The sequence below is a fragment of the Pseudomonas sp. SIMBA_041 genome (assembly GCF_046535095.1).
Classification (GTDB): domain Bacteria; phylum Pseudomonadota; class Gammaproteobacteria; order Pseudomonadales; family Pseudomonadaceae; genus Aquipseudomonas; species Aquipseudomonas mucoides.
Genome location: NZ_JAWRXJ010000002.1, coordinates 154,915 through 167,089, shown reverse-complemented (window position 1 = coordinate 167,089; position 12,175 = coordinate 154,915). Strand labels below are relative to the sequence as shown.

Annotated in this window: 8 protein-coding genes; all 8 read left to right on the top strand. The window is 60.9% G+C overall.

Going from position 1 to position 12,175, the window contains the following annotated elements; translation table 11 throughout:
* The first annotated feature begins 3 nt into the window (after positions 1–3).
* The 8 genes from SB725_RS04460 to SB725_RS04425 all read left to right on the top strand — a co-directional run bounded on the left by SB725_RS04460 (position 4) and on the right by SB725_RS04425 (position 12,081).
* Complete coding sequence (locus SB725_RS04460) at positions 4–744, top strand: flagellar basal body rod protein FlgF (protein ID WP_059181392.1); 741 nt, start codon at positions 4–6, stop codon at positions 742–744.
* A gap of 45 nt (positions 745–789) precedes the next feature.
* Complete coding sequence (gene flgG, locus SB725_RS04455; RefSeq protein WP_027922324.1) at positions 790–1,575, top strand: flagellar basal-body rod protein FlgG; 786 nt, start codon at positions 790–792, stop codon at positions 1,573–1,575.
* 52 nt (positions 1,576–1,627) lie between these two features.
* Entirely contained in the window at positions 1,628–2,323 is a 696-nt protein-coding gene (flgH, locus tag SB725_RS04450) for a flagellar basal body L-ring protein FlgH (RefSeq protein WP_027922325.1), read from the top strand.
* 27 nt (positions 2,324–2,350) lie between these two features.
* Complete coding sequence (locus tag SB725_RS04445; protein ID WP_032833447.1) at positions 2,351–3,439, top strand: flagellar basal body P-ring protein FlgI; 1,089 nt, start codon at positions 2,351–2,353, stop codon at positions 3,437–3,439.
* 11 nt (positions 3,440–3,450) lie between these two features.
* Complete coding sequence (gene flgJ / locus SB725_RS04440; protein ID WP_027922327.1) at positions 3,451–4,746, top strand: flagellar assembly peptidoglycan hydrolase FlgJ; 1,296 nt, start codon at positions 3,451–3,453, stop codon at positions 4,744–4,746.
* Between the two features lie 23 nt (positions 4,747–4,769).
* Complete coding sequence (gene flgK, locus SB725_RS04435; RefSeq protein WP_027922328.1) at positions 4,770–6,836, top strand: flagellar hook-associated protein FlgK; 2,067 nt, start codon at positions 4,770–4,772, stop codon at positions 6,834–6,836.
* A gap of 13 nt (positions 6,837–6,849) precedes the next feature.
* A complete protein-coding gene (locus SB725_RS04430; RefSeq protein WP_027922329.1) occupies positions 6,850–8,415 on the top strand; it encodes a flagellar hook-associated protein 3 in 1,566 nt (521 codons plus the stop codon).
* Between the two features lie 93 nt (positions 8,416–8,508).
* Positions 8,509–12,081: a glycosyltransferase gene (locus SB725_RS04425; protein WP_410921359.1), complete on the top strand. Its 3,573-nt coding sequence runs from the start codon at positions 8,509–8,511 to the stop codon at positions 12,079–12,081.
* Positions 12,082–12,175: the final 94 nt, after the last annotated feature.

Below are 12,175 nucleotides of genomic sequence, written 5' to 3'. Positions count from 1 at the left end.
AGTGTGGACAAGTACCTTTATGTGGCAATGACCGGCGCCAGCCAGAATGCACTGGCGCAGAAGGCTCATGCCAACAACCTGGCAAACATCTCCACCAACGGTTTTCAGAAGGACCTGGAACAGGCCCGTTCGATGCCGGTGTTTGGTGACAGCTTTCCGGCGCGTGCGTTTGCGATGACCGAACGCCCGGCCACCGACTTCTCCCCTGGTTCGCTGGTTGAAACCGGTCGTGACCTCGATGTCGCGGTGCAAGGCAGCGGCTGGATTGCCGTGCAGACGCCCGATGGCGCTGAAAGCTATGTGCGCACCGGCAGCCTGAACGTGGACGCCCTCGGCGTATTGCGCGCCGGCAACGGCATGCCGGTGATGGGCAATGGCGGTCCGATCGCCGTGCCGCCCGAGCAGCAAATCGAAGTCGGCGAAGACGGCACCATCAGCATCCGTGCGATGGGCGAAGGCCCGCGTGTGATGGCTGAAGTCGACCGCATCAAACTGGTCAACCCTGACCTGAAGAACATGACCAAAGGCCTGGATGGTTCGATCCACACCAAGGACGGCAAGCCGGCGCAAGCCGACGCCGGCGTCAAACTGGTGTCCGGGTTCCTTGAGTCGAGCAACGTCAACGCCGTGGAAGAGATGACTTCGGTGTTGGCTTTGTCGAAGCAGTTCGAGCTGCACATCAAGATGATGAACACCGCCAAAGACGATGACCAGGCCATGGCTCGGGTCTTGCAGATCAGCTAATTATCAGAACGTCGCGCCGTAAAACAGGCGCACGAGGAGAATCGAATGCTTCCGGCTCTATGGGTTGCCAAAACAGGTCTGTCCGCCCAGGACACCAACCTGACCACTATTTCCAACAACCTGGCCAACGTGTCGACCACGGGTTTCAAACGTGACCGCGCCGAGTTCCAGGACTTGCTCTATCAGATCAAGCGCCAGCCAGGCGCCCAGTCGACCCAGGACAGCGAACTGCCGTCGGGTCTGCAAGTGGGTACCGGTGTGCGCATCGTCGGCACCCAGAAAAACTTCACCGCCGGCAGCCTGCAAACCACCGAACAGCCGCTTGACCTGGCGGTCGACGGTCGCGGTTTCTTCCAGATCCTGCAGCCGGACGGCACCACGTCCTACACCCGTGACGGTACCTTCCACCTCGATTCCAACGGTCAGATCGTGAATGCCAGCGGCTTCGCCCTGGAGCCGGCCATTGTGATTCCGAACGACGCGCAGACCTTCACGGTCGGTCGCGACGGCACCGTGTCCATCACCGTTCCGGGTAACCCGGCCAACCAGGTGATCGGCAACCTGCAAACCGCCGACTTCATCAACCCGGCCGGTCTGCAGGCCGTGGGTAACAACCTGTTCCTGGAAACCGCTGCTTCCGGCGCACCGCAAGTCGGTACTCCGGGCCTGAACGGTTTCGGCACCACGCTGCAGAACACCCTGGAAACGTCCAACGTCAGCACCGTTGAAGAGATGGTCAACATGATCACCACTCAGCGCGCCTACGAGATGAACTCCAAGGTGATCTCCACCGCCGACCAGATGCTCTCGTTCGTAACGCAGAATCTGTAATCAAGTCTATGAGGCGACCATGAGGTCGCCTGCAACACCGTGAGGTAGGGTCATGAATCGCTTTGTATCTGTTCTGGCACTGAGTGGGGCTGTTGTGCTCGCAGGCTGCGTTCCAACGACGCCCAAGCCCAATGACCCGTATTACGCGCCGGTGTTGCCGCGCACGCCGTTGCCGGCTGCCGCGAACAATGGCTCGATTTATCAGGCCGGTTTTGAACAGAACCTGTACAGCGACCGCAAGGCGTTCCGGATCGGTGACATCATCACCATTACCCTGAACGAGAAGACCCAGGCGAGCAAAAACGCCAACTCGCAAATCGACAAGAACAGCAAGACAGGCATCGGCCTGACCTCGTTGTTCGGCTCCTCGCCCAACACCAACAACCCGTTTGGCAGTGGCGACCTGAACCTGAGCGCCAGCTATGAAGGCGACCGCGCGACCAAGGGCGACAGCAAGGCCGCGCAGGGCAACACCCTGACCGGCTCGATCACTGTCACCGTGGCTGATGTGCTGCCCAACGGCATCATCGCGGTACGCGGCGAGAAGTGGATGACCCTCAACACCGGCGATGAGCTGGTGCGGATTGCCGGCCTGGTGCGCGCCGATGACATCGCCACCGACAACACCGTGTCGTCGACCCGCGTCGCCGATGCACGCATCACCTACTCGGGCACCGGTTCGTTTGCCGATGCGAGTCAGCCAGGCTGGTTCGACCGTTTCTTCCTCAGCCCGCTGTTCCCTTTCTAGGTGGCCAGTTTGAATCTTAAACACCTCATGGTGGCCGCCCTGATGCTGTCTGCCGCGTTCAACGCGCAGGCCGAGCGGCTGAAGGATATCGCCAGTATTTCTGGCGTGCGTTCCAACCAATTGATCGGCTACGGCCTGGTGGTCGGGCTTAACGGCACCGGTGACCAGACGACGCAGACGCCTTTCACCCTGCAGACCTTCAACAACATGCTTTCGCAGTTCGGCATCAAGGTGCCGCCGGGTTCGGGCAACGTGCAGTTGAAGAACGTCGCAGCGGTCTCGATCAGTGCCGATTTGCCGGCGTTTGCCAAGCCGGGTCAGCAGGTCGATATCACCGTGTCCTCCATCGGTAACTCCAAGAGCCTGCGCGGCGGCACCTTGCTGCTGACTCCGCTCAAAGGTATCGACGGCAACGTCTACGCCGTCGCTCAGGGCAACCTGGTGGTCGGTGGTTTTGATGCTGAAGGTCGTGACGGTTCGAAGATCACCGTCAACGTTCCGTCGGCCGGTCGTATCCCCGGCGGTGCGTCGGTCGAGCGTTCGGTGCCGAGCGGTTTCAACCAGGGCAACAGCCTGACGCTGAACCTCAACCGTTCGGACTTCACCACCGCCAAACGCATCGTCGACAAGATCAACAACATGCTCGGCCCGGGCGTTGCCCAGGCCATTGACGGCGGTTCGATTCGCGTCAGCGCGCCGCTTGATCCGAGCCAGCGTGTCGATTACCTGTCGATCCTGGAAAACCTTGAAGTCGATCCGGGTCAGGCGGTGGCGAAAGTCATCATCAACTCGCGTACCGGCACCATCGTGATCGGCCAGAACGTCAAGGTGTCACCAGCCGCCGTAACCCACGGCAGCCTGACCGTGACCATCACCGAAGACCCGATTGTCAGCCAGCCCGGCCCTCTGTCCAACGGTCAGACGGCCGTCGTGCCGCGCTCGCGGGTTAACGCACAGCAAGAAGCCAAGCCGATGTTCAAGTTCGGCCCGGGCACCACCCTCGACGAAATCGTCCGTGCGGTGAACCAGGTCGGCGCGGCGCCGGGCGACTTGATGGCGATCCTCGAAGCACTGAAACAGGCTGGCGCATTGCAAGCCGACCTGATCGTGATCTGAGGACGGCTGTCATGGATATGCGCAAGAGCGGTCTGGTCAGCAGCAGCGACTCCGGTTCCTATTCGGACTTGAATCGTTTGAACCAGCTCAAGGTGGGCGACAAGAACAGCGACGGCAACATGCGCAAAGTGGCGCAGGAGTTCGAATCGCTGTTCCTCGGTGAGATGCTCAAGTCCATGCGTTCGGCCACCGAAGCGCTGGGCAAGGACAACCCGCTCAACACGCCGGCGGCCAAACAGTACCAGGAAATGTACGATCAGCAGTTGGCCATTTCCATGTCCCGCGAAGGCGGTGGTATTGGTCTGGCGGACGTGCTGATGCGGCAGATGTCGAAGAACAAACCGCTCGCGCCAGGCGAGGCGGCGGCCCTGTCCGCGGCCAAGCAGGAAGCGGCGAAAGCCGCCGTGCCAACGCCGATTGCGGCCGGCACCGTGGCCACTGATGGTCCGCTATCGCGGCTCAATGGCCAGCGTCCGTTGTGGGCTTCGCGTTCGGTGAAAGCGCCGACAGGCGAGGGCACGCATCGCAATGACATGGAGCTGATTAATCAGCGCCGTCTCGCCTTACCGCCGAAACTGGCGGATCGCTTGCTCGCCGGTCTGGTGCCTTCAGCCACCACGACTGCTGCTGCGACGCCGAACAAAACCCTGTTGCCAGAGCGTGCCACGACGACGGCCACGACCGGTGCCGGCCCGCTGTTCAACGGCGATTGGCTGGCCTCGCAAACGGACAATAAGTCCAGCGGGCAGATGCAGATTTACGGACGTGCGATGGCGCAGATTCCTCTCGCGCCGCCGAAGAAAGCCTTCAGCTCCGCCGACGAATTCGTCAACACCATGCTGCCGATGGCCAAGGAAGCCGCCGAGCGCATCGGTGTCGATCCTCGCTACCTGGTGGCTCAGGCCGCACTGGAAACCGGTTGGGGTAAATCGGTCATGCGTGCCCAGGATGGCAGCAGTAGCCACAACCTGTTCGGCATCAAGGCCGGCACCAGTTGGAAGGGCGATTCGGCGCGGGCCATTACCAGCGAATTCCGCAACGGCGAGAGGGTCAAGGAGACGGCTGAGTTCCGTTCCTACGACTCGTACAAAGACAGCTTCCACGACCTCGTGACGTTGCTGCAAACCAATAATCGCTATCAAGATGTTGTGAAGTCGGCCGATAACCCAGAACAGTTTGTACGCGAGTTGCAGAAAGCCGGGTATGCAACCGACCCGGATTACGCAAGCAAGATCTCGCAGATAGCCAAACAGATGACGAGTTACCAAAACTACGCTGCGGCGGGCGCTTCCACCACGCCTCTATAGGCACAAGGCATAAGGTCTGAACCATGAGTTTGCTCAATATCGGGATGTCGGGTCTGGCCGCTGGCCAATCCTCGTTGATGACTACCGGCAATAACATTGCCAACGCCGACACCGCCGGTTATTCACGCCAGCAAACCGTGCAGGGCACCAAAGCCTCGAATCAGTTCGGCAACGTCTACATCGGCACCGGCACGACCCTGGCCGATGTGCGTCGCGTCTACAACAGCTACCTCGATGCGCAATTGCAGACCACCACCTCGCTCAACAGCGACGCGGCCGCCTACGCCGGGCAGATCAGCCCGCTCGACGCCTTGCTGTCGGACAGCGGCACCGGCCTCAACGGCGCGCTGACCAAGTTCTTCGCCTCGGTGCAGAACGTCAACGCCAAGCCGGGTGACGATGCGTCCCGTCAGTTGCTGCTCAGCGATGCCCAGGCCTTGAGCAACCGTTTCAACTCAGTGTCCGCCCAGTTGACCGCGCAGAACGCGAACATCAACGGCAACCTGACGAACATGGCCGATCAGGTCAACAAACTCGCCGCCACCGTGGCGCAGTTGAACCAGAAGATTTCCGAAGTTTCCAAGGCTGGCGGCATGCCGAACGAGCTGCTCGACGCGCGCAACGAAACCGTGCGTCAGCTCTCCACGTTCACCGGCGCACAAGTCATCGAACGCGACGGTAACCTTGATGTGTACCTGGGCAGCGGTCAGCCGCTGGTCATGGGCGGCACCGCCAGCACTCTGCAAGTGGTGCCGAGCCAGGCCGATCCATCGCGCATGGGCATTCAGCTCAATCGTGGTTCGAGCACCGTCGACATTACTTCGGTAATGACCGGTGGCGAGATGGGCGGTCTGCTGCGCTATCGCAGCACCGTGCTGGACCCGGCCATGAACGAACTGGGCCGCGTAGCCCTGGTCGTTGCCGACCAGATGAACAGCCTTCAGGCCCAAGGCATCGACAAGAACGGTGCGTTCGGTTCGAACCTGTTCAACAGCATCAACAGCGCCGCACAGATGGCCGACCGCAGTGTGGCCACCGTTGGCAACAGCGCCGGTTCCGGCAACTTCGATGTCAGCATCGAGGACAGCGGCAAGCTGACCATCAACGATTACAAAGTCACCTTCACCAGCGCCACCAACTACACCGTGCAGCGCCTGCCGGAAGGTACAGCGATGGGCGCTTTCAGCACCCTGACCACGCCGCCTCCGGTGATTGACGGTTTCTCGTTGAAGCTCAGCGGTGGGGGGGCTGCGGCCGGTGACACGTTCAAGATCACGCCGACCCGCAACGCGGCGACGAACATCAAGACCGAGATGACCGACTCCAAGCGTCTGGCCATTGCGGCACCGTTGAGCGCGGCGATTGCGCCGGGCGGCAGCGGCACCCTGACCATCTCGTCCAGCGGTCAGCCAACCCTGACCACGAAGTTCGATATCTACGACACGGCCACGACCACCCTTATCCAGAACGGCATGAACACCTCCATGCCGGTCAAAGTGGTGTTCGGTGCCGCAGCGGCCGACGGTTCCAGCCAGCCTTACCAGTTGCTCGATGCCAAAGGCGTGCAGATCAGCACTGGCACCATCAAGCCGAACCAGAACAACACCCTGAACCTGACCGTGCCTCTCAAGGACGGCACGGGTGCGCCGATCATGGACCCGGGCCCGCCCGCCGTGCAGCGTACCGTCAGCTTCGACATGACCGTGGCCGGTTCGCCAGGCACAGGCACTGCGATTGATATCAACATCGCGCAGCCAGGCACCCTGGACAACCGTAACGGCACTGCACTGGCCGGCTTGCAGACCAAGCAGGTAGTGGACACCGGTACCGCCAGCAAGGGTATTTCCCTGACCGACGCCTACGGCAAACTGGTCGAGGGTGTTGGCGCCAAGGCGGCGCAGGGCAAGCTCGACAGCGCGGCGACCGGCGCCATTCTGGACAACGCCAAGAATGCCCGCGACTCGCTGTCCGGTGTCGACCTCGATGAGGAAACCGGCAACCTGGTCAAATACCAGCAGTACTACACCGCCTCTTCGCAGATCATCAAGGCTGCGCAAGAAATCTTCAGCACACTGATCAACAGTCTTTAAGGAGTCGTAGCCCATGCGCATTTCTACCGCCCAGTTTTACGAGTCCTCTGCTGCCAACTATCAGAAGAACTTCTCCAACGTGGTCAAGAGCAGCGAAGAGGCGAGCAGCCTGGTTCGCGTCAACACTGCGGCCGATGATCCGGTCGGTGCCTCGCGCCTGCTGCAACTGGGTCAACAGGCTTCGATGCTTGATCAGTACAAAGCCAACACCAACACCCTCAAGGCGACCCTGGGCCAGACCGAGTCGGTCATGACCAGCATCACCAACGTGCTGCAGCGCGCCCAGGAACTGGCCATCGGTGCCGGCAACGCCGGTTACACCGACGCCGACCGTCAAGCCAACGCTTCGGAGCTGGGCGAGATCGAAGGTCAGTTGCTGAGCCTGATGAACAGCAAGGACGAGAACGGCAAGTACATCTTCGCCGGTTCCAAGGGCGACACCGTTCCGTTCACGCAAAACGCCGACGGCACCTACAGCTACAACGGTGATCAGGTAACGCTTGACCTGGCGGTCGGCGACACCATGTCGATGGCCACCAACAGCACCGGTTGGGAAGTGTTCCAGCAGGCGATCAACACCAGCCGCAGCCAGGTCACCATGACCGCACCGGCGGTGGATGACGGTCGTGTGGTCCTGTCCAACGGTCAGGTGTCGTCGGGCGTCACCTACAACAACAAGTTCCGCGCAGGCGAGCCGTACACCGTCGATTTCGTCAGCGGCACCCAGTTGAAAATCACCGATTCGGGCGGCAACGATGTGACCGCTGAAGCAAGTCAGGGCGGTGCGTTCGACCCGACCACGAAAACCGGCCAGACCGTGTCGTTCCGTGGTGTCGACCTGAACCTGAACATCAACCTGGCGGCCGGTGATACCGCTGCCGCCGTGCTGCCGGGCCACACCTTTACCCTGGCGGCCAAGCCTGACACCTTCACCGCGACGCGCAGCCCGGGTAACCCGACCGCGACTCAGGTCACTGCCAGCAACATCACCAACCCGGCGAATTACCACGCCAGTTTCCCGACCGGTTCGGCGGTGATGAAATTCACCAGCGCCACCGCGTTCGACCTGTATGCCGCACCGTTGACGCCTAACAGCCAGCCGGTTTCTTCCGGCACTGTGGTTGCCGGCGTCGCCACGGCCTCGGGCGTGAGCTTCACCCTGGCCGGTACGCCGGGCGCGGGTGATCAGTTCAGCGTGGCGGTCAACACCCACGAAACCCAGAACATTCTGGACACCGTGAACCAGCTGAAAACCGCACTGAACACACCAATCAGTGGCAACCCGATCGCGATCCAGAAGTTTCAGGCCGCACTGGCTTCGGGCATCGGCAACCTGGCGAGCGGCGCCGATCAGTTGTCGACCTCTCTGAGTTCGGTGGGTGGTCGCGGTTCCGCCCTGGACACCCAGAGCGAGACCAACCAGAGCCTGGTCCTGGCCAACACCCAGACCCAGTCGGCAATCCGCGATTCCGATCCGGCCGAAGTCATGACCCGCCTGACCTTGCAGCAAACCATGTTGCAAGCGTCGCAACTGGCCTTCAGCAAGATTGCTCAGCTGGGCTTGTTCAACAAGATCTGAGTCTGTGTCTGTCGAGCTACCAACCGTCTTTTCCTAAGCGGTTCCGCAGCCTCTGCCTGAAAGGGCAGAGGCTCGCCGCTCGAGAGTTCTGTCGTGAATCAACGCCCTCTAGTCAGCATCGTCATCCCCGCCTTCAACCCGCGCTTCTTCAGTCAGGCGCTGGAAAGCTCGCTCGCTCAAAGCTATGAGAACGTTGAAATCGTCGTCTGTGACGATTCGTCTTCTGACGAGATCCACAAAATCGTCAAATCGTTTGCCGACCCTGCTCACCCTGTTCGTTACCTGCGTAACCCCAAGCGTCTGGGCCTGTCAAAAAACGTGCTGCGTTGCGTCAACGAAGCACGCGGCGAGTTCATCAAAGTGCTGTGCGATGATGACCGGCTGTTCACGCCGAGCATCGCGATGCAAGCCCAGGCGCTGATCGACTATCCCGAGGCCACCCTGGTGTGCGGCCTGCGCATGATGAGCGACGCGAACAATTTCATCTTGCCGCCCCGCATCGATAACTGCCGTTTTTCGCCCCTTGATGCATTGCTCAAGGGCGATGACATGTTGGCGATTTTCGAGAACACGCCGAAGAACTTCATCGGCAATTTCAGCTCGACCCTGATGCGCCGTGCCGATGTGCTGGAACTGTTGCCGGCGCTGACCCAGGACGGTACGGGTTTTGTCGCGATGCTCGATTTCGCCTTGTTCGTGTGCCTGCTGCGCCGCGGCAACATGGCGGTGTTGAACACCGTGCTGAGCACCGAGCGTCTGTACCCGGAACGCCTGAGCAAGACCACGGAAATGACCCGGGCCGCCGTGCAGGAATGGGAATGGCTGATGCAAATGCTGACCTCGCGCGGTGGCGAATCGGCCCCGGCGTCGGGCTGGGTGCGCTGCGTCGAATTGAGAAAGGCCCTTGAAGAGCCGCGCCAGTGGGAAGAGTTGTGTGTGGTGCGCGTGCTCGGCAGTCGCAACACCGTGGTCAACGGTCGCGTGGGCGGAAACAGCGACAGCTACGCCGAGTTCTATCGCGAGTGGCTGGCGAGCCGCCAATTCACTCCGGCGGAAACACGGCACATGCCGGGTACGATCAGCCGCTGGGCCATGCGTCCGAACCTGGTGCCGATCATCATCGACACCGAGTCTGACAGCGTCGCCCTGAACGCCACGCTGGCCAGCCTCGCCACGCAACTGTACGCCCCGCAAGCGGTGGTGGTGCTGTCGAACGCGGACTTCGATGGCGCCGATAACGTGCTGCAATTGCCGCTTGAGGACAACTGGGCGCACCAGCTCAATGGCGTGATACCGCAACTGGAAGGCGCGCATTGGTTCTACCTGCTGCGTGCCGGCGACACCTTGCGCGTGTCGTCGTTGCTGGTGATGGCCGAGCGCATTGCCGGTACGCCGGGCATGCTCTGCGCCTACAGCGATGAAGGTGCGTTGGTGGAAGGTGAGTCCGCCGAGCCAGTGTTCAAGCCAGGCTTCAACCTCGACCTCATGCGTTCCTACCCCTACGTTGGCCGGACTCTCGCATTCGAGCGTCAGCGCTTTTTGGCGGTGGGCGGTTTCGATTCGGCTCACGGCGAATTGGCCCCGCATGATTTGCTCTGGCGTCTGGTGGAAGAGGCCGGGTTGCACACCATCGAACACATTGCAGAGATTCAGGTGGAGTCGACGCAGACCTACGCCGATTGGCTGTCGTTGCCTGAGGTGATCGAGGGCAGCGAAGCTATCGTCAGCGCGCACCTCGACCGCATCGGTCTTGAACACCGGATTCGCGATGGCGAGTTGCCGCTGCTCAAGCGCATCGATTACCTGCACGCGCACCGGCCGGTGGTCTCGATCATCATAGGCGCGGGCTCTTCGCTGGGCGCTTTGCAGCGTTGCACCGAAAGCCTGATCGAGCAGACCTCGTACACCGAGTACGAAATCCTGATTGTCGATGAAGGACGCGGTGATGCGGCGATGGCCGAGTGGCTGGGCGCGATGTCTCAACTGGGCGCCGCGATGCTGCGCGTCCTGCGTTTTGACGGGTGCACCGGCGAGGCGGCGTTGGTCAACTTCGCTGCCAGCCATGCGCGGGGCGAGTACCTGCTGACGCTCAACCCGCGCAGCGTGATTTACGCGGGTGACTGGCTCGCCGAAATGCTCAATCATGCTCAGCGTCCGGAAGTCGGCGTGGTTGGCGCACGGCAGATGAACGCCAACGGCGCGATTGTTTCCGCCGGTTTGATCCTGGGCCTGGCCGGGCCTGCGACTTCGCCGTTTATCGGCGAGCACGTCAGTTCGCGTGGCTACATGCAGCGTCTGCAAGTGGCGCAGAACTGGAGTGCGGTCAGCAGTGATTGCCTGATGGTGCGCAAAGAGGTGTTCGACAGCCTCGGTCAGCTGGATGAGGCTGAATTCAGCCTCGGGCTCGGGGGTGTTGACCTGTGCCTTAAGGCGGATAAAAACGGTTACCTGATCGTCTGGACGCCGTTCGCGACCGTGATGATCGGTGACGACAGCGCGCCAGCCCTGACGCAGGTCGATGTGCAGGCGCAGCAGGCCGAGCAGGAAAGTTTCTACCTGAAGTGGCTGCCGAAGATTTCCCGTGATCCGGCGTACAACCCGGCCCTGACACTCGGCGTCGCGAGCTTCAGCCTGGAGCCTTCGCTGCGCCACAACTGGAATCCGTTCTGCCATCGCGACCTGCCGCTGATTCTCGGCTTGCCGGTCAACGAGTCGGCGATCGGGCATTACCGCGTGACCGCGCCGCTGGCGGAGCTTGAGGCAGCCGGGCGGGTCATTTCACGGGTGGCTTACGAGTCGCCTTCGACGGTGGAAATCGAGCGCCTGTCGCCGGACACCATTATTTTGCAGGGGCGCTACAGCGAAGGTTCGGCGGCCGACATTCTGCGCATGAAGAAGTACTCCAATGCGCTGCGGATTTTCGAGCTGGATGACTACATTGTCAGCACGCCGAAAAAGAACAGCCACGCCCGCAACAAGCCGGCCAACACTGAGCAGATGTTGCGTGAGGGTATTGGTCTGTGTGATCGCGTGGTGGTGACTACCCAGGCACTGGCTGATGTGTTGTCGAGCATGCACAGCGAGATTCGTGTGGTGCCGAACATGTTGCCTCCCGAGCCATGGGCGACGTTGACCAGTCAGCGCCGTACCTCGAAAAAGCCACGGGTTGGTTGGGGTGGTGGCACCAGTCACACCGGCGACCTGGAGATCATTGCCGATGTGGTTCGGGAGTTGGCCAATGAGGTGGAGTGGGTGTTCTTCGGCATGTGTCCGGATGCGTTGCGTCCGTACATTCATGAGTTCCATGGCACGATCGATCTGCAGAGTTATCCGTACAAGCTGGCGAGCCTGAACCTTGATTTGGCGTTGGCGCCGTTGGAGTTTCATATCTTCAACGACTGCAAGAGCAACTTGCGGTTGCTGGAGTATGGGGCTTGTGGGTATCCGGTGATTTGCACGGATACCCGTGCGTATGACGGGTTTTTGCCTTGCACCAAGATTCTGAGCAATAGCACGGAGGAGTGGTTGCAGGCGATTCGCATGCACCTGGCGGATCCGGATGCGAGTTATCGCATGGGGGATCAGTTACGTGAGGCGGTGCATCGGGATTTCATGTTGCGCGGGGATAATCTTCAGCACTGGTTGTGGGGTTGGTTGCCGGACTGATTCGGTGTACATATCCGTTTTTCGGTAACGGCTTCTATTGGTTTCGCTCTTACAGCGAGTCACTTTGGAAGAGCGCCAAAGTAACCAAAGCGCG